General features: G+C 61.9%; 14 protein-coding genes. 5 read left to right on the forward strand and 9 right to left on the reverse strand.

All coding sequences use genetic code 11. From position 1 onward, the window contains the following. The first annotated feature begins 20 nt into the window (after positions 1 to 20). On the forward strand, positions 21 to 1,607 hold the full coding sequence (locus BLJAPNOD_RS22045; RefSeq protein WP_077502578.1) for a hypothetical protein: 1,587 nt from the start codon (positions 21 to 23) through the stop codon (positions 1,605 to 1,607). On the opposite strand, the gene BLJAPNOD_RS22050 is transcribed toward BLJAPNOD_RS22045, so the two are convergent. Continuing rightward, entirely contained in the window at positions 1,528 to 2,328 is an 801-nt protein-coding gene (locus BLJAPNOD_RS22050; protein ID WP_244611042.1) for a 4'-phosphopantetheinyl transferase superfamily protein, read from the reverse strand. The genes BLJAPNOD_RS22045 and BLJAPNOD_RS22050 overlap by 80 nt on opposite strands. Beyond that, positions 2,318 to 3,499: an aminotransferase class I/II-fold pyridoxal phosphate-dependent enzyme gene (locus BLJAPNOD_RS22055; RefSeq protein ID WP_077502577.1), complete on the reverse strand. Its 1,182-nt coding sequence runs from the start codon at positions 3,497 to 3,499 to the stop codon at positions 2,318 to 2,320. The genes BLJAPNOD_RS22050 and BLJAPNOD_RS22055 overlap by 11 nt, the downstream gene beginning before the upstream one ends. Positions 3,500 to 3,774: 275 nt before the next feature. Between BLJAPNOD_RS22055 and BLJAPNOD_RS22060 the strand changes: the two genes are divergently transcribed. Beyond that, positions 3,775 to 5,499 carry a GMC family oxidoreductase gene (locus BLJAPNOD_RS22060; protein ID WP_115421497.1) on the forward strand — a complete coding sequence of 575 codons (1,725 nt, stop codon included), beginning with the start codon at positions 3,775 to 3,777 and terminating at the stop codon, positions 5,497 to 5,499. A 129-nt stretch (positions 5,500 to 5,628) separates the two neighbouring features. On the opposite strand, the gene BLJAPNOD_RS22065 is transcribed toward BLJAPNOD_RS22060, so the two are convergent. From BLJAPNOD_RS22065 to BLJAPNOD_RS22095, 7 genes are all read right to left on the reverse strand, one after another. Continuing rightward, on the reverse strand, positions 5,629 to 6,450 hold the full coding sequence (locus tag BLJAPNOD_RS22065) for a methyltransferase, TIGR04325 family (RefSeq protein WP_244611043.1): 822 nt from the start codon (positions 6,448 to 6,450) through the stop codon (positions 5,629 to 5,631). Between the two features lie 46 nt (positions 6,451 to 6,496). Continuing rightward, complete coding sequence (locus BLJAPNOD_RS22070; RefSeq protein ID WP_158556151.1) at positions 6,497 to 8,023, reverse strand: oligosaccharide flippase family protein; 1,527 nt, start codon at positions 8,021 to 8,023, stop codon at positions 6,497 to 6,499. A gap of 441 nt (positions 8,024 to 8,464) precedes the next feature. Beyond that, positions 8,465 to 9,142, reverse strand: a complete 678-nt coding sequence (locus BLJAPNOD_RS22075) for a sugar transferase (RefSeq protein WP_115421500.1) — start codon at positions 9,140 to 9,142, stop codon at positions 8,465 to 8,467. A gap of 226 nt (positions 9,143 to 9,368) precedes the next feature. Further along, the gene (locus BLJAPNOD_RS22080; protein WP_115421501.1) at positions 9,369 to 10,676 is read right to left on the reverse strand and encodes a glycosyltransferase family 4 protein; all 1,308 of its coding nucleotides are present in this window, start codon (positions 10,674 to 10,676) and stop codon (positions 9,369 to 9,371) included. Positions 10,677 to 10,680: 4 nt separating this feature from the next. Then, positions 10,681 to 11,619: a glycosyltransferase gene (locus tag BLJAPNOD_RS22085; RefSeq protein ID WP_244611044.1), complete on the reverse strand. Its 939-nt coding sequence runs from the start codon at positions 11,617 to 11,619 to the stop codon at positions 10,681 to 10,683. Beyond that, the gene (locus BLJAPNOD_RS22090) at positions 11,598 to 13,871 is read right to left on the reverse strand and encodes an exopolysaccharide transport family protein (RefSeq protein ID WP_077502571.1); all 2,274 of its coding nucleotides are present in this window, start codon (positions 13,869 to 13,871) and stop codon (positions 11,598 to 11,600) included. Before BLJAPNOD_RS22090 ends, BLJAPNOD_RS22085 begins: the two co-directional genes overlap by 22 nt. 46 nt (positions 13,872 to 13,917) lie before the next feature. Next, on the reverse strand, positions 13,918 to 15,240 hold the full coding sequence (locus tag BLJAPNOD_RS22095) for a polysaccharide biosynthesis/export family protein (protein ID WP_077502570.1): 1,323 nt from the start codon (positions 15,238 to 15,240) through the stop codon (positions 13,918 to 13,920). Between the two features lie 331 nt (positions 15,241 to 15,571). On the opposite strand from BLJAPNOD_RS22095, the gene BLJAPNOD_RS22100 reads away from it, so the two are divergent. The 3 genes from BLJAPNOD_RS22100 to BLJAPNOD_RS22110 all read left to right on the forward strand — a co-directional run bounded on the left by BLJAPNOD_RS22100 (position 15,572) and on the right by BLJAPNOD_RS22110 (position 17,930). Beyond that, positions 15,572 to 16,750, forward strand: a complete 1,179-nt coding sequence (locus BLJAPNOD_RS22100; RefSeq protein ID WP_077502569.1) for a glycosyltransferase — start codon at positions 15,572 to 15,574, stop codon at positions 16,748 to 16,750. Positions 16,751 to 16,864: 114 nt separating this feature from the next. Beyond that, on the forward strand, positions 16,865 to 17,092 hold the full coding sequence (locus tag BLJAPNOD_RS22105; RefSeq protein ID WP_077502568.1) for a hypothetical protein: 228 nt from the start codon (positions 16,865 to 16,867) through the stop codon (positions 17,090 to 17,092). A gap of 310 nt (positions 17,093 to 17,402) precedes the next feature. Beyond that, complete coding sequence (locus BLJAPNOD_RS22110) at positions 17,403 to 17,930, forward strand: DUF992 domain-containing protein (RefSeq protein ID WP_077502720.1); 528 nt, start codon at positions 17,403 to 17,405, stop codon at positions 17,928 to 17,930. The last annotated feature ends 8 nt before the right edge of the window (positions 17,931 to 17,938 follow it).

Below are 17,938 nucleotides of genomic sequence, written 5' to 3' on the forward strand. Positions count from 1 at the left end.
GGCGTACGAAGGCAACATCCATGCGTGTCACAAGCCTCCCATTGCGTATCGGCATCCTGGTCGAGCAGAACGAGAGCTTCGAGAATTGGCAACTGATGGTCTTTGACCGGATCGTTGCGGATCCAAGATATGCCCTGACTGCCTTGCTCGTTCATCCCGCGCCCTATGGGGCCGGTCGGAGTTCCGTGTTCTTCAAGCTTGCTCATCGGCTGGAGCAGACGGCGTTCGGCCGCCAGGCGGCGTACAATCCGTGCAACTTCGATGCGCATAAGCAACGCATCGTGCCATTGGCATCGGCGGAACCTGGTGCGGCGCAGGCGCAAGTGGCGGAGCTTGGTCTCGATCTGGTGATCCGCATGACGCCGAATGGTCTGCCTGACGACGCCGTGCGCGAGTTGCCCTATGGCGAATGGGCACTGTCCTTCTCCGATCAGAAATCGGGAGCTGGTGAGTGGTTCAGCTACCTCGAGGTGGCAACCGGCGCGCCGTCCGTCGACCTGGCGCTCTATGTTCGGCTCGGCGTGTCTGCCTCGTCCGTTGCGATTGCGTCGTCGTCCTTCAACATCAAGTTCAGCGCGGTCAGGAACATCAACTTCGTCAAGGAGCGTGCGGCTACCCTTCTATTGCGCGAACTCTCGCGGTTGGCCGATACAGGCGAGCTGATCACCACGCCACTGCCGGCGCGCAGCCAAGCCTCGCCGCCGTCGATCGACGAATTGGCTCGATATCTCGGCATCCTGAGTGGTCACCTTGTCGCACGGGTGAAGAAGGCCGTGCAGCACAAGGCCGGGACAGGGGCTGCCGTCTGGACACTCTTTACCGGCAGCGGCCGGATCGACGATTTCGAGCCGGGCGGTTCCGTCGAGATCCCACCGACGGCGACGGATATCAAGGCGGACCCGTTTCTGCTCCAGCATGAGGACCAATGCTACCTGTTCTACGAAGCTTATGCCGATGGCGACCGCAAGGCGCATATCGCGGTCGGTCGTTTTGACGGCGACCGGCTCGAGCCGGTGGGCGTGGCGCTGAATTGCGACTACCATCTGTCCTATCCGTTCGTTTTTCGCGATGGCGACGACATCTTCATGATGCCCGAGACGCATCAATCCAAGCGCATCGAGATCTGGCGCTGCGTCGAATTTCCGTTGAAGTGGGAGCTGCACGCAACGGCACTCAACGGTTTGTCCGCCGCTGACAGCATACTGACACGTCACGAGGGGCGGTGGTGGCTGTTTACGAACCTGTCGGAGTTTCACGCCTACGAGGACCATTGCAGCGAACTCCACGTCTTTGAAGTCGATGGCCCGGGGCTCGCACGCATCACACCGCACAAGCGCAATCCGGTGGTCCTCGGGAGCACGGTTGCACGCAATGCCGGCCGTATTTTCGCGCGGGAAGGACGTGTCTTCCGCCCGTCTCAGCACAATGCGCACGGGATCTACGGCTATGGGCTGAACATCATGGAGATCGAGCAACTGGACCTGGAGAACTACCGCGAACGGTGCATCAGGACGATCAAGCCCGATTTCAAGCCGGGCTTGCTCGGTTGCCACCACTTTGACGCGGCCGGGGATCGTTATGTGCTGGATGCGCGACTGACGCTTTGAGCGCAAGCACATCGTCATTCCAATATCGAAGATGCACGGCGTTGCCGAGGGTGAGCGCCGCCAACGTGCCGGCGAAACTGGGCGGCGTCGCGAGGTCGAACAGACTCCAGTTCAGCGGCGCGTCCCGATCTCCATCGAGCGATTCGAGCTTTGGACGGGAGGCCGCGTCGACGGTGACGTCGAAGGACGCGAGTGGTAGCGACAACCCTGCGCCATGGGCCTTCACGAAGGCTTCCTTGCGCGTCCAGCAGCGATAAAACGCGTGCATATAGTCGTCGCCGTCAAATGCGGCCAGAGCGTCGCACTCGCGCTTCGAGAAGAAATGCCCGGCAATATCCTCCTTCAGTGGCTTGATCGCTTCGACATCGATGCCGACAGGGTAATGGTCGGAAATCGCCAGCATCGCCACGTCGGCGCTGTGGCTGAGATTGAACTGCAGCAATTCCGATGCGCCGGCGATGCGCGGCTTGCCGAAGACGTTGCAGGCGAGACCGATGCGGTGCGGCGGAAGGTGGAGGTAGTGGCCGAGCACCAGGCGCAGGCCGGCGCGGCCGGCAATGAAGCGTTGTCGATGTTGCGGATAGACGAAACGCGAGGCTCGCGCCCTTTCCTCGCCGCTCAATATCGGGAACAGGCGATCGATTTCCCGCTCGGTCTGGTCGAGGTCCCAGCGCCAGATATCGATGAAGTTGGGGCCGATCCGGTCCAGACTAGGTCGCATAGACGAGGCTCCCTTTGGCGGCCGGTCGCTGGCGCGCCATGCGTCGGGCGAAATAGGTCATGAGCGGCAGGGGATAGTTCTCGCCGAGCCCGATGCGGCATGTCCTCTTGAGAATATCGAGCGACCGCGGGCACATATCCGGCGCGTATTCGATCTTGCGGGAGGTCCAGGCATAAGGGTTCATCTTGGGATTTGCCGTGCGCTGTTCGAGCACCGGCAGCCAGTTGCTGTAGACGTGGCGGCTGGAATCGTAGAGGCGGTAGACGCCGCGCTTGTTCTCGGCGGAAAAGGCCTGCGCCTCCTCGGCCGTGTCGAAGATGACATGCAGGCCGGCGGCATTGTCCTGATCGTTGTGCGGACCGATGCGCATCGCGTTGCTGGACGACAGGATTTCGGCAATCGCGTCGTAGCGACGACGCATGCGGCGGATCATCGGATCCAGCTTCTTCAGCTGCACGTTGAGCATGGCGCCCTGGATCTGGCTGGCCTTGAGATTGATGCCGAGCATGGGCGGCTCGTTGGCATTGTCGAGGTGGCCGCGAAACAGCGCGCCGATATCGTGATACATGCGCGCCCTGGCAAAGAGCCTGGCATCGTTGGTCACGACTGCGCCGCCTTCGCCGATGTTGATGTTCTTGAACTGGTTGAAGCTGAAGGCGCCGGCGTCGCCGATCGTGCCGACGCGCACGCCCTTGTAAGGTAGGCCGACCGCCTGGCAGGCGTCCTCGACGACGATGAGCCCGTGGTCGCGGGCGATCTGCATGATGCGCTCCATGTCGCACACCATGTTGGCCATGTGCACGGGAACGATGGCGCGCGTATAGGGGGTTATCTTTCGCAGGATATCTGCCGGATCCATCGTCAGGGTCTCGTCGATGTCGACGATGATGGGGACCGCACCGACGGCAAGTGCCGCGCCCGCCGTTGCAATCCAGGTGTAGGCGGGCACCAGCACCTCATCGCCCGGTCCGACGCCGGCTGCCGCAAGCGCTGCTATGAGCGCGCCTGTGCCACTGCTGACCGTCAGGACATGTTCGACGCCGAACTTGGCGGAAAAATCCGCTTCGAAACGCGTGAGTGGCCCGTTGCCGTCGCTGCTGAAGCGGGCCAGCTTGCCCGATGCAAATACAGGAGCAAGTGCCAGCCATTCTCTCATACCTACACGCGCCATGCCTCAGTCTCCGATCCTTGCCGGCTCTCCGCGCTCGCCGACCATCGGCGTCCGGGGATAAGGACAAATCGCCTGCTGGGTACCGGCCCCAATGATTAAGCCTAGTCGCCTCGCGGCACCGTTTCAAAATGGACATCCGGCCAGCTGCTGAACAAAGTGTGCAGGCTGCAACTAGCCGAAATCAGTAGTTGCCCTACTCCCCTATGCATATTGGGAGATTTCGGTGCGAAAGCGCTGGTGCTACGACCGGTATGTAGCACGCGGGAGTTCTTTTCATGCCGATCCGTGATCTCCGATCAGCCCCCACGGGCACCGAGTTTCGTCCTGATGTGGCCATCGTCGGCGGCGGTCCCGTCGGCCTGACGATCGCGCGCGAGCTGGCCAACAGCCGCTGCCGGGTGCTCGTTATCGAAAGCGGCAGTGCCGACTTCGAGGCAGCGCAGCAGACCTTGAATGCCGTTGAAAATGTCGGCGAGCCGATTGCCCGAGATGGCGTCGAAAGCCCGGGCAGGGGATATAACGGCAGCCTCTCATGGCTGAATGATATAGCGCCCTTCGAGTTGCGCAATCGGGGGCTCGGCGGCAGCACACATACCTGGATCGGCAAATGCGCAAGTTTCGACGAAATCGACTTTGAGCGCCGGTCCTGGCTGCCGGTCTCCGGTTGGCCGATGACCCGCGAAAGTCTGGCGCCGGCGCTCGATCGCGCGGCACGCCTGCTCAATCTCGGCCCCAATCTCTACGATGAGAGGCTCTTTGGCCGGTTGCATTCGCCTCCGGACGAACTCGGCTTCGACCGTGATCTGCTTCGCCCTTTCTTCTGGCAGTTCAGCCATGAACGTGATCAGCACGGCGAACCCATGCGCTTTGCCCATGTGGCAGCCGAGCTGGTCGCCCCGAACATCGATATCCTGACGCATGCCACGGTCACGCAGATTCAACTCGATACGAGCGGCAGGCGCGTCGCGTCGCTCGATCTGCGCAGCGTTGACGGTGGTTGCGCAACGGTATGGCCCGAAACGGTCGTCCTCTGCGCCGGGGGCATCGAAAACGCCCGCCTCCTGCTGGCTTCCAGATCGCTGATGGCGGGCGGCGTCGGCAACGCCAGGGGTGTCGTTGGACGCTACCTTGCCGATCACCCGCGCTCGACACTTCTGCGCTTCGACTGGCAGGGTATCGATGCCGTTGCGAGGCACTTCAATTTCTACGGTCTCGTGGATCACGGCAGGACCCAGTTCTATCTTCACGGCCTGCGCCTCGGTCCAACCGTGCAAAGACGGGAAGAGCTCGTCAATTGCGCGGCCTATCCCGTGCAGATCCATTCGCCCGGCGACCCCTGGGCCGCGCTCAAACGGCTGATGCGGGGCGATCACACGCGGCTGGCTGGCGATCTTGCCGTCGTCGCGCGGTCTCCCGGCTTTCTGGCAAAGGGCGCTTTCCGGCGGATGATACAAAAACGAGGGATGATGCACAGATCCGACGAGCTGCGGTTCGATGTCATGGTCGAGCAGAAGCTCGATGCGGAGAGCCGCGTGACCCTGTCGGATCGGCTTGACCGGTACGGTGTGCCGATGCCCCGCGTCGCCTGGAAAATTGGCTCGACGGAGGTCCGGAGCGTCAAGCGATTGGCGCGTGCACTCGTCTCCGAATTCGGACGCAATGCGCTTCCCCAACCGCACCTGGTTGACTGGATTGCCTGGGACGAAGACGACAGAGCTGCGTTCACAGACATGGCGCACCCGTCCTGCACCACACGCATGGGCAGCGATCCGGCCACAAGCGTCGTCGATCCGGATGCGATGGTGCATGGTGTCGATGGGCTCTTTGTTGCCGGAAGCTCTGTCTTTTCCACGCCAGGTCACGCCAACCCGACCTTGATGATGCTTGGCCTGGCGATGCGTCTTGCCGACCATCTGAAGACGCGATTGGAAAGGCGTTCGGTTCCTGCCGCGACGCCGCGTGTGGTTACTGAGGAAGCAGCTGCCGCCTCCGGAGCGTGACGCCAGACCCCTTCGGCGACAGTGCCGCTCGGAATATATGACGCGAAGCGCTGTAACGCGTTAAATTTGCTGCATAATTCGTTAAATCGAATCCAGCTTGAGGACTTCGGCAGCAAAGCTGCCCGATCGTCATTGCAGCCGGAAATAGAAGCCGGCGCTTTCGCTCGGCCCCAACTCGGGATGTGTCTCGATCACATGTGCGAGTGACGGGATCGACCAGCGGTCGACAAGGCGATAGCCGAGCCTTTCGACGTCACTGCAAAAGACATCTTCGTTGCGCATCTGGTAGGGCACGATCGCCTTGCCGATGCGCTCCAGCGTCACGACGGGGCTCCCCTTTCGCAGCGCCACCTTGTTGAGCAGGAGGTGGCGGGGCAGGGCGGGCATCCGCCCCAGGAGGTCTGACAGCTGAATATCGAGATATTGCAGCAGTCCGGAGCCCAGAAACAACGGCACAGGGCCGGCATCGGCGATACGGTCAACGAAATGCAGATTGTCGAGCTTGTCCTGCTCGGCCCTGCGCCGGCCCGCTTGCACGATGGCCGGTAGATCGTAGACCACCCAGCGGAAAGACCCTTCGAGGGAGAGAAGGTCGCGGAACGCCCGGTATTTCGTGCCCATATGTCCGCCGGCATCGACGAGACCGTCAACCTCACCCATCACCTGCCGCATCCAGAAGAGCACCGGGTAGTCCCAGGGCGCCACCTGGCACATCTTTTCGAAGGCGACCTCAGCGATTTCTTCGTGGTCATAGCCGGCCAGCCCATTGGAGCGGGCCACAGCGATTGCGTCTTCGAACGATCCATAGGCGCCGGTAAAGCGCTGCGGAAAAGGTGAGAGATAGCGCAGCCGCCCGCTCGCCGCCTTCAACGGCGTCAGAGACTTGTTGAGGCTGCGCACGGCGCTGCGCAAAAGTGGATACGCGGTGTTCTTGATGTCGCTGGTCAGCACGATGCATCTCCCCTGATTGTCGCGCTTGTGTTGTTTGGTTTGTCCCTCATCCGTGACGGCCGAACGCGAAGATGGGCCGCAAGGCATCGCTCCATCGCTGCAGGATGGCGAGTGCCGCCACATAGATTGCCGCGCCGGCGAACACTTGCAGGGCGATCGTCGACATCTGCCTCAGCGACGACGCTTCGGCTATCCGGCCGAACAGAAAGACGGCGGCCGCCATGGCGCAGACGGCGATTGCTACCAGGCCGCAGTCGCGAAGGACGCGGTTCCAGGCAAGCCCACCCTCGCGTGACTGCAGCCGCATCGAAATGTTGAACGAGAACACCGCGGCGACGCATTGCCCCAGCGCTGTCGCAACCGCGCCGAACGGCGTCAGCAGAATGATCAGCCCGACGGAGATCGCGCCGTTCAACATGACGGCTTTCGGCATCCTGTGAATGTTGCCGCTCAGCGACAACAACGGCTCGGTCACATAGCCCGGGATCAGAAGTGTCTGTTTTGCGGCGAGAATTGCGACGAGGATCGCTGCAGGCGCCCATTTGTCGCCCAGGACGACGTCGATGAGTTCTGCCGAAATCAGCGCGAGACCGAGGTAGATCGGCGTCGAGATCGCCATCAGCACCGTCATGAAGGTCGTGGCCGTCGTCCCGATCGCCGCCCGGTCGGCATCGCCCTTGTCCTTGTCCTTGCCCGCGGCGCGGCCGAAGAGGATCCAGGCGAGCATCCGGGCCGGTTCGCCCATGAGCTCTGAGAAGGCGGCAACGATCCGTTCGGCGGCGCGGTAGTAGCCCGCCTCGGCCAGGCCGAGGAAGCTGCCGACCACCAGCGTGCCGGCGTAGGAGCGAAAGAACACCACAAGCCGGTTGGCGACGATATGGCGGGAAAACTCCAGCACTTGTGCGGCATATGCGCGGTGCAGGCGCAGGCGTGGCAGCCACCGTAGCATGATCATCGAGGCGGCAAGGATCGTCAGTTGTTGCGCCAATCGCCCGCAGATGAGCGCCACGATGTTCCACCCCAGCGAAAGCCCGCCGATCGCCACGAACAGCCCGATGATCTCGGCCGCAATCCGGATGATGGATTGGCTCTTCAGGCGCCCTTGCGAAATGAGAATGCCGTCGTAAACCGTCGACAGCGACGCCGGCAGGTACCAGGAACTGAAGAGGGCGACCAGCAGCGCGTTCCAACCGTGCCCCAGCATGAACATGGCTGCAGCGGTGGAAAGGCCGAGGATCGTGGCTAAAAGCCCGGATAGCAGCGACAGGGTTGCAAGCTGATCGACGTCCGTCTTGTCGGCGCCGCCCTTCATGATGAACTCTCCCCATCCACCCTCGGCGACGACAAGAACGAAAATGGCGAAGGAGGATGCGAAGGCAAAGAAGCCGAATTCGGCGGCCGCAAGCACATGCGCCGCAACGATGAAGATCGATAGTTGTGCGGCCTGTGAGATGACTTTGGCGCACAGGGCGGCAAAGCCGTCGCCGATCAGATGCGGTAAGCGCAATGAACTGGGGAAGGCGGAGGACACCCGTCGCAATGGGAGGGTTGCGGTCTCGAACCAGCGGGGCATCATTGCACCACGACTGGGGGTAAGCGACATTGAGGAGGAGGTGCGGGCGTGGGCGGTCCGATCGGGCGGGCGAATGTTTGCCTGCCGACTTTCGGGAAAAAACCCCGGTTGGCTGAAAATTCGAAACTCGTACGGTATGGTGTGCGTTGAAACCGTGATTCGGGTTTTGCCCGGTTTTTACGGTAGGGTGCGCTATGGCACGGACTTTGGCGCCCGCCGTTCGCCTGAATTCGACGGCGTGTTGCAGACGCGGATAAGTCGGGGGTACGTGCGGGAAAGGGGGGCTCGCAGTCGATGTTAAGACGGATCTCGTTGGACAAAGAGGGCGCCATGACCAATCGGTCTTCATGGAACACGAAGCTGGCCATTCGCTGGTCCGTGGTCGTGCTGTGCCTTGTCTTCTGGGCGACCGTGATCTTTTTCATCTGGTAAACGCCCCCGTCAGATCTCGTTTGTTGCAAAGAGGACGACGCCCACCGTTTTTACGATGATCACGATGTCGAGGTAGATGGACCGGGACTGATAGTAGTCGATGTCGAACTGAACCCGCTCGTCATAGGTGGTCTCCGGCCGTCTTCGCACCTGCCACATGCCGGTGATGCCCGGCTTCAGGCTGGTGTAGTAGTGCAGGTTCGGGCCGTATTTTTCCGTTTCTTCCAGCGAGATCGGGCGAGGTCCGACAAGGCTCATGTCGCCGCGCAGCACGTTGTAGAACTGCGGCAACTCGTCGAGACAGGTCATCCTGAGGATCTTGCCGAGCCAATGGACGCGCGGGTCGCCGACGAGTTTGCGTTTTTCCATCCACTCCCGGTTTCGTTCGGGATCGGTGGCCAGAAGTTCGGCAAGCCTTTCCGCCGCATCGCGGCGCATGGTTCTGAACTTGAGGCACTCGAACATTTTGCCCTGCGCACCGACGCGGGCTTGTCGGAAAATGATCGGCCGGCCATCGACCATGACAAGGGCTATCGCTATCAATGCGAGTGCCGGCCCAAGGAAGACGAGCGCCAGGACCGATACGGTCACGTCGATCAATCGCTTGGACCTGCTGCCGCGTCGTGCTGCGATGGTTCCGCGCGCGGGGTGTCCTTGGCGTGCAGCGCCATCGGAAACAGACAGCATATCTCTCACCCCTCCCAACACCGTTTGCCTCTAACAGGCTGCCAGTGGGCGCTCGGATTTACAATCGATCCTGATGGGCAAGGCCTAGTCCAATGGAGGTACGCGCCGGGCAGGATTAAAGCGCAGCCGGGTAAACCTGCTAATCGCGGGACCGTATGCCCGCCGGTATCACCGGCTGAGCGTGTCCCTTGCCGACCGATGGTTTGCAGTGACGACCGATGCCGTTTCATCGAACGCCTCCATCGTGCAGATCGTGTGCGGTCCCAACTGTTGCCAGGCGCCGTCGCACGACATCGCTCGGGCTCCGGTTGGCGCGTTGCAGCACGCGGCCATAGAGAGCGATCAGTTCGTCCGCCCAGCTTTCCGGTGAATGCGCTAGCCCGGCTGCCTCTCTCAGGCAGTTGTCGCTCATCCTGTGCACCAATGCGTCGTCGGCGGCGATGGACCGCATCGCGGTTGCGAGATGCTCCACATCGGCGATCCGGAACTTGAGCCCACACCCCAGCGCGACGATCTCGTCGGCGAGCAATGCCGCGTCAGGCAGGATGACCGGTATTCCGCATGAAACGGCTTCGAGCGCAGCGAGCCCGAACGGTTCCGGCACACGCGAGGAAACCACGACGGCGCGTGCGCTGCGAATGATATCCCGCATCTCGTCCTTGGTCTTCCAACCGTGAACCGTTGCGTCGGGAAACCGTGTTTCGATGAGCGCGCGCCCGGCACCGTCGCCGACGAAGTGAAGTGGCAACCCGGCCAGCTTCGCCGCCTTCGCCGCATCCTCGAAGCCCTTTTCGGGTTCCAGCCGGCCGACGAACACGAAGTTGCGGTTGGTCCAGGGCTGGAGCCCTGGGGCGACAAAGGGAAGGACTGGATTGCGGATCGTTTCGATCCGGGTGCCGTCTATGCCGGCACGCTCGAAGTAAGTCCGCATCCTCTCGTGCACGACGACGATGTTTGCCGCCATTCGCTTGGTTGGAAAGAACTGCTCCCGCAGCATGTGCCGCGCGGTGCGCCAGGCCTTCTCGTGCAGGCCGCGTTTGTCGCATTGAGTCGTCAGGCAACGACCCGACATCGGCTTCAACTCGCAGACACGATGGGTCTGGAAATTGACGAAACCACCATTGGGGCAGGCCAGGAAGTAATCGTGAGCGTGGAGAACGACGCGATCCCGCACGGGCGCGAGCGCCCGAAAGATCGCCGGCGACAGGATCTTCGACCAGCCATGGACATGGTAGATCGTCGACGGCGTGTCACGGCTGGAGATTAACCCGCTCAGTCTCTCATAGACGGGCGGGTCGTAAAGGCCGAGCCGCAGCGCGTCGCTTCGCCGCCGCTCCAGCAGGGGAACGGCGCCGAGGTTGATCGTATCGGCTGCCGGCTTGTTGGCTGGCGCGCCGTCGCCGGCAAAGAATGTCACCGGTATACCGCGCTGCTGAAGCAGTTCTGCCGACAGGATGGCGATATTCGTGGCGCCACCGACCTTGGTGGAGCGATCGTTGATGACGACGACGCGGTCTGGCGGCAGAGAAGCCATGATGTTACTCGAGCCTTTCGACGTTCTGCGGGGCGAGCCGACCGGTCAGCAGATCCACGACCGCGCGGGCATTGCCGCGCAGACGTCCTTTTCGATCGACCCAGGGCTCCGGGTTCCAGACCTTGACCATGTTCGCGATCAGGTTTCGCCCCATCTGGACGGTGGCGTGACGGATGCTCATCGTGTGCTTGCGCATCAGGTAGATGGGGTTGGCGATCTGCGAGTAGCCGAACTTGACGCCAGGGGTGCGGGCCTTCTTCGTTCCAAGGTGGACACCCAGCAGCCGGCTCGACCGAACGACACGGCCATGCTCGGCAACCAGGCGGCTAAAATCGACATCTTCGAGCCAGCCGTAGAGCGGCAGATTTTCGTCAAAGCGCAACCCTGAGCGCCGGATCGCGGCAGTCCTAACAGCCATGTTGCACCCGTAGGCGCTGTAAATCGGCGCGAAGGTCACCGGCAGATCCGGACGAGCCAATCTGGCCTCGATCATCTCAAGGCCATCATCGACTGCGATGCCGGGGCCGATGATGCCATCGGCGATGACAGTGCCGGTGCACATGGCGACGTCGGGCTGGCTGGCGAACAGCGCCACGAGTTCGTTGACATAGGACGGCGCCATCAGGAAATCGTCGTCAAGGAACAGAATGATATCGGTGCTTACTTCCGCCAGTATCCGGTTGCGCTGGCGGCAGAGGCCCCGTTCGGACAGGATCACGGTGACAGGGCAGGCGAGCCCCTCGACACAGCGAGGGTCCATATCCTCCGGCGACGACAGGCAGACATAGATCGCGTCCGGTTGCCGGGACTGCCGGGCGATGAGCGGCAGGACAGCGGAGAGAATGTCGCTTCGCCCGCAACTCGGTATGCCGATGGCAACCGTTGCCGGGCGATCGCCTGGATGCTCGTGCGTTGCCGGCATCATTTCTTGAACTTGCGCCATTGTTTTCGGTCCCAGCGAATGTTGGTCCGGCGAGGGCCGTCGCTTCTGTTGGAAATCACACCGAGCAACGCGACACGCGATTTGCCGAATGTCGACAGGGCCTCGCCGAGCCGTTCGACAGTCATCTTGTCGGATTGTCCGAGAACCACGACGATGCCGTCGAGATAGGTGCAGATCACGCGCGTGTCGGCTGAATCTTCAAAGCCGGACATGTCGACGATGATCACCTTGTAGCGTTGTCTCAGCAGTTCCAGTTCCGATTTCAGCGCCGGCAGGTGGCCGTAGCGTTGATGTCCGACCGCGGCCTTGCGCGTCTGTTCGACGGTCAGAACCGGAACGCAGCGCACCGCCTTGCCGTCGAATTCCTCGACGTGCTGTTGTCCCTCACTCGACCTGCGCCTCGAATATTGGCCGGGAATGCCCAGGATCCGCAGGCTCTCCATGCCGAAGCCCGCGCCGTCTTCAGTGGCGACGCGGCTGAGGCGAGAGCCGATGAAATCCGCGTCGACGAGCAGGACCGATGTGCCTTCGTTCATGTAGAGTTGGGCGAGATTGGCCGCGATCGTGGTTTTGCCTTCCCCGGGGCCGACCGAGGTCACCCCGATGACTGCCGATGCATTGGCGGGGAACGCGGAATCGACCGAATTCTTCACGCCGCGCAAGGCCTCGGAGAACCGCGAATAGGGCATGTCCAGGACCGATCTGAGCGGCAGCATTGTGGAGGCGATCGGAGGCTGATGGGGGCGGGGGCTGCTTCTGAACATCGGTACGTGGCCGAGTGAGGTAATGCCGAGTTCGGCGCGCAGGCGTTCGCTGGAGCTGACGCGGCGGTCGAGGCCGTCACGCAGCACCGACAGCATCAGCCCGGTCGCCAATCCGAACATCAGGGAGAACGGCATGATCGTCGAGGGTTTCGGCCAGGTCTTTCCCAGCGGCGCCGTTGCCGCAGTCACGATACGTGCCTTGCCGAGCGGAAAGGACTGCTTTTGCAGCGCGCCGATGAGCTGCTGAAGAATACCCTCGTACATATTGCGATAGGTCGTCGCGCGGCTTTCCATCTCGGACAGTTCGACGCGAGCAACGTTCTTGCCCGCACCCGTCGCGGTCAGATTTGCAAGCTCGCTTTCGAGCAGCTTTTCGCGGGTCTTGGCGATCTCGACATTCGACTTGTAGAACTGTTCGATGCGCAGGAATTCGTTGCGAAGAGAGGCATCCAGCCGCGCAATGTCGGCCTCGGCCGCAACAATTGCCGGGTTTCCGCTATCGTATCGCGTCTTGAGATTGTCGAGCTTGGCTTTCGCCAGGCGCATTTCTTCGTTGAGTTTCTGGATTTGCGGGTTGTCGAGGCTATCGTTGACACTGCCGATCATCGTGTCCTTCGACATGAGCTGCTGCAGCGTCATCAGCTTGGCCGTATCCGCCGCTGATGCAGCGCGCGCTGCGAGCATCTGGCTGCTGAGTTCGGAAAGCTGCTGCTGGTCGAGCGTCGACGCGGTACCGACCGTCGTGATGTCGTTCTTGGCGCGAAATTCTTCCACGGTCATGGCGGCCGCGCGGGCCTGCGCGCCGACTTCGATCAGGCGACTTTCGAGCCACTTGGCGCCACTTCTTGCGGCGTCAGATCGCTCGTTCATGCCCGTGCGGATGTAGGCGCCGGCAATGGCGTTGGCAGTCTTTGCCGCCTTCTGTGGATCCGTGGACGAATAGCCGATCTCGAGCACGTAGGATTGGCCGACGCGTCGCACGGTAACGCGCGAGAGAAACGCGGCCATGGTGCGCCGCATCAGATATTCGTCGTCGGTTTTATCACTGTCGGAATTCTTGGTGCCCGAGGAGAACAGCGAGCCGATCATGCCGCGGATCGAGACGCCGCCGCCGACAATCTCCGGATCGTTGGTCAGGTCGAGCTGTTCGATGACGGCGCGGGCAATCGCTTCGGATTTGACGATCTCGACCTCGCTGGCGATCTCGGCCGCTTCGATGATGATCGTTCCGGTCGAGGCATCCTGCGAGGCGATGCGGCCCTGTTCGGGGTCGATCACCAGGCGGACGGTCGCAGTAAAGGTCGGTGCCGTGTTGAGGATGTAGAAGGCGCCGAGCGCCATTCCGATGATGCCACAGATCCCGATGCGAACGAGGTGGCGTCGCAGGAAGTCGGAAACATCGCGGAAGGATATACTCTCCTGGCCACCCGAACGCTTGGCCTCGAAATTCTCATCCATCACGATTTTTGAGATGTCATGCACGACCATTGCTGTTCCCCACGAAATACATTGCACTGCAGTCGATCTGCCGATGCTACTGGGACTGTTCGATGCCCACGGATGTCAGAAGCTTGTTGTCGAGCGCTGCCGTCAGCGCCGAGCGCACGTCGAGCACGTCGCCCGGAACCAGCAATGTCGCATCCGTGACCTTCACGGCTGGGTCGGTGCCGCCGTGCGTTATCCAGTACTCCAGCGGCTCCAGATCCATCGCCTTCATGTCGGCAAAGCGGGAGAGGGACGCACCGTTGATCTGCAGCAGTTGCAGCGTCGTGCTGCGCTTCAGCTTCAGATCCTCGATCGCGGCTTCCGTCGTCTGCAGATCGCGGCCGGCCTCCGTGCGGCGCTGCCCCTGCAAGGTCACCGCATCGCGTTCGGTTTCGCTCAGCTTCTGTTTGGCGCGCATGGCGGCAACCTGAAGGTCGAGCTTGTCGCTTTGCAGCTCGGCGACAATGCGCTCGAGCGACGTCTGTCGGGACTTCGTCACGGTCTGGTCATTCACCAGCTTCGAGATGCCCTTGAGCTCATCCTGGGCTATCTCGATCTGACGTTGCTGCACCGCCGTCTTTTCGTCGAGCACGTCGATCTCGTTCTTCAAAAGCGTACCGAGTTCGGCAAGGGAATCGAGCTGGCGGCGCATCGCCTCGACGCGGGCGTCGAAGAGAGTGCTCTCGTCGCGCACGATCTGCTGGATCGCGGCGCCATCGGCAGCTTTGAGCGCCTGGGGAAACTCGACCTTGGTGCTGTCGGTGAACTCTGCCCTCAGCCGAGCCCGGCGGGCGGCGAGCTGCATCATCTCTAGTTCCATCCGGTTCAATTCGCCGGTGTAGCGGATCTGCTCCATGTCCGAGTAGCCGCCGGCAGGGTTCGTGCGGCGTTCGCGTCCGCCGGCCATCGCCACCGCCTGCATCACGGTCATGCCGGGCCGAAATTCGAGTTCGCTCGGCCGATCGACGAGCCCCGTGACGTAGATCATCGGGTAACGGACAACTTCGACGGATGTCTCGGGCGCCTTGCTGAGGCCAGTACGCTCCTTCAGGAGATCGGCGATGGCGGCCGCCAGTTCCGCGGGCGTTCTATCCCTGGCCTTGACTTCGCCGACCAGCGGAACCGAGATCGTGCCGGCGGGGGAGACGACATACTCGCCGTTGAGCGCGGTCCACTCCTTGTATTCTCCTGTCGAGGCGACCCACTCGACAATCGCGACCTTGACCCTCGTTTGAGGTTGCAGGCGGAACACCGGCTCGGCTTGTGCCTGATGGAGTGGAGCAAGCGCGCTCAAGCCGATTGCAAGACACAGGGTCGAGGCACGGCCAAGGCACGACAGGCGATAGGAAAGACTATGGTCGGCATGGGGCATGGGGCCTCGCAGATGTTCCTGCGCGCCGCGGTGCTGGACTTGTCAGCTTGGCGTGGCGCGTCGGATTGATTGTCGGCCCAAAACGTTCGAGGTAAATTCCCTGCGGTCTAATCGCGGCTAATCCCTTTAGGGGAGCAATTCTAAACCGGCGGCACCATCGGATAGGGTTGCCGCGGCCGATGGTTAAACACCGGTCGGCCGGCACCGACCCCTAAACCTTTCGAGTAAGACGATCGTTCCTTCGGATGCACTGCCGGACCGATCTTGGCGCTGTGCACGCGAGGTCCGTCTGCTCCATGCTGCGGCAGGATCGTTGCATTAGGGGAGCGCCATGCGCGTCGCAATCGTTCATTACTGGCTGGTATCGATGCGGGGCGGGGAGAAGGTGATCGAGGCGCTATGCGATCTCTATCCCGAGGCCGACATCTTCACTTTGGTTTATGATGCGGGCCGCGTGTCGGACAAGATCAAGAAGCATAAGGTCACTTCGTCGTTCCTGCAGCGCATTCCCGGTGCTATCGGGCATTATCAGTCGCTGTTGCCGCTGATGCCCTTCGCGCTCGAAAGTCTTGATCTCAGCGGTTACGACCTGATCATTTCGAGCGAATCCGGGCCGGCGAAGGGGATCATTCCGCCACCGCATGCGGCCCATATCTGCTATTGCCACTCGCCCATGCGCTACCTCTGGGATCACTATCACGCCTATCGGTCGAGCGCTGGCCTCCTGTCGCGGATGATGATGCCGGTTCTGGCGCCGATGCTGCGTACCTGGGACGTCAACACCAGCATGCGGGTGGACCGCTTTGTCGCCAACTCGCATCACGTGGCAGCACGCATCAGCAAATACTATCGGCGCCCGGCCACCGTGGTCTATCCGCCCGTCAGCACCGAGGACTTTGCGCCCTCGACCCAGATCGAGGACTTTTACCTCTGTGCCGGCCAGATCGTTCCCTACAAGCGGATCGACCTGGCTGTGGAAGCCTTCACGAAAATGGGCAAGAACCTGGTCGTGATCGGCGACGGCAAGGAACAGGATATCGCCAGGCTCAAGCGCATGGCCGGCCCGACCGTCACGTTCCTAGGTCGCGCACCCTTTGCTGTGCTGAAGGAAAAGCTGGCCCGCTGTCGCGCGCTGGTTTTTCCCGGCGAGGAAGACTTCGGCATCGTGCCTGTCGAAGCTATGGCAAGCGGCCGCCCGGTCATCGCCTTCGGCGCCGGCGGGGCGCTCGAGACCGTCGTGCCCAATCTGACGGGCATGCTTTTCGAACAGCAGAGCGTCGAAGCGCTGATCAAGGCGATCTACGCCTTCGAGGCGCGGGAAGACGCGTTCCGACCCGACGTCATCAGGGCGCACACGGCGCAGTTCAGCGTCAGGAAATTCAAGGCCGGCATGCAGACGGTCATTGACGACGAGCTTCGCCTGCGCCGTGCGCTGCCGTTCGGTGACGGAAAGTTGGCGATCGGCGGATTCCAGATGCGTGAGCCCGAAAGTGCCACGCCGTTGCATTGAGCCCGCGCGGCACCACGCATTGGCTGCCAGCCGGCACGAACGACTGGCGTGCGACGTTCAAACGGGAGTTGCCGACGCGCCGCATGGGCTCGCTGTCGGCCGGAAGAGGTGAGCATGCGTTTCCTTGTTCGTCGATTGGAGGCCTTCAATCGGGATGAGTTGTCCGCGTGGCGTGGCGCTCAGTCGCTGCTGACCAAGGTCGTGCTTTTCGTGCCGCGCCTCATCGAACTCCTGATGATGTATGCCATTGGCTTGGTCGCCCTTGCCGCGATCGTCCTGCTGATGGCGATCGGGTGGGTGGCGGGCCTCGACCGCAAGACCCCCTCGCGCCCTGGCTTTTGAAACGCGGGGGGAATAACCGCTCATTCCTTTGTCGAGGTCACCGTGCGGTGAGGTTTTCTCGCCGCGCTGGTCCTGCGCATCAGCAATCCTATGTCAACTCTGCCGCAGATGCCTTTGGGCAGGCGTCAATCGCCGGCAGGTGTTCTCCCGGAGCAACAGTCCACTGCAAAATTCCATTGGGTGCCCGGCGTTCGGCGCGGTGCCTTCGAAATGTCCGATCGGCGCTCAACTGTGACGTCTCTGCAGCTCGATTCCTTTGCCGGAAGACCGAATGCTGTTGATCAATAACGACCCGAAAAGGAGCGAACATATGAAAAAGACTCTTGCGATGGCGCTTGCCGCCGCCTCCCTGGCGTCTGCCGGTGCGTGGGCTGTCAATGCTGCCGACCTGCCGACCTACAAGGAAACCTATAGGGAGCCGGACGCGCGCAACGGCGTGAAGATCGGCTACCTCGATTGCAACATTTCCGGCGGTGCCGGCTATGTGCTGGGATCTGCCAAGGAAGTCGAGTGCGTCTTCCGTTCGACCGTCGGTGCCGAAGCCTCCGATCACTATGCGGGCGCGATCCGCAAGCTTGGCGTGGATGTCGGCTTCACCACGCGCAGCCGGCTGATCTGGGCGGTGTTTGCACCGACGGCCGGCTACCACAAGGGTTCGCTCACCGGCATCTACCAGGGTGCGACGGCCGAAGCGACGCTCGGCGCCGGCGTCGGGGCCAACATCCTCATCGGCGGTACGGCTGGTGCCATCCACCTGCAGACGGTCAGCGTGACGGGCCAGCTCGGCCTCAATGTTGCCGCTACCGGCACATCCATGACGCTCACTTCGGTGAACTGATTTTGTTT

Origin of the sequence: Ensifer sp. M14 (assembly GCF_003355565.1) — a bacterium.
GTDB lineage: Bacteria > Pseudomonadota > Alphaproteobacteria > Rhizobiales > Rhizobiaceae > Ensifer.

Coding starts and splice junctions, on each gene's coding strand:
- BLJAPNOD_RS22045 (WP_077502578.1), top strand. CDS start 21: ATGCGTGTCACAAGCCTCCCATTGCGTATCGGCATCCTGGTCGAGCAG.
- BLJAPNOD_RS22050 (WP_244611042.1), bottom strand. CDS start 2,328: ATGCGACCTAGTCTGGACCGGATCGGCCCCAACTTCATCGATATCTGG.
- BLJAPNOD_RS22055 (WP_077502577.1), bottom strand. CDS start 3,499: ATGGCGCGTGTAGGTATGAGAGAATGGCTGGCACTTGCTCCTGTATTT.
- BLJAPNOD_RS22060 (WP_115421497.1), top strand. CDS start 3,775: ATGCCGATCCGTGATCTCCGATCAGCCCCCACGGGCACCGAGTTTCGT.
- BLJAPNOD_RS22070 (WP_158556151.1), bottom strand. CDS start 8,023: ATGCCCCGCTGGTTCGAGACCGCAACCCTCCCATTGCGACGGGTGTCC.
- BLJAPNOD_RS22075 (WP_115421500.1), bottom strand. CDS start 9,142: ATGCTGTCTGTTTCCGATGGCGCTGCACGCCAAGGACACCCCGCGCGC.
- BLJAPNOD_RS22080 (WP_115421501.1), bottom strand. CDS start 10,676: ATGGCTTCTCTGCCGCCAGACCGCGTCGTCGTCATCAACGATCGCTCC.
- BLJAPNOD_RS22085 (WP_244611044.1), bottom strand. CDS start 11,619: ATGGCGCAAGTTCAAGAAATGATGCCGGCAACGCACGAGCATCCAGGC.
- BLJAPNOD_RS22090 (WP_077502571.1), bottom strand. CDS start 13,871: ATGGTCGTGCATGACATCTCAAAAATCGTGATGGATGAGAATTTCGAG.
- BLJAPNOD_RS22095 (WP_077502570.1), bottom strand. CDS start 15,240: ATGCCCCATGCCGACCATAGTCTTTCCTATCGCCTGTCGTGCCTTGGC.
- BLJAPNOD_RS22100 (WP_077502569.1), top strand. CDS start 15,572: ATGCGCGTCGCAATCGTTCATTACTGGCTGGTATCGATGCGGGGCGGG.
- BLJAPNOD_RS22105 (WP_077502568.1), top strand. CDS start 16,865: ATGCGTTTCCTTGTTCGTCGATTGGAGGCCTTCAATCGGGATGAGTTG.
- BLJAPNOD_RS22110 (WP_077502720.1), top strand. CDS start 17,403: ATGAAAAAGACTCTTGCGATGGCGCTTGCCGCCGCCTCCCTGGCGTCT.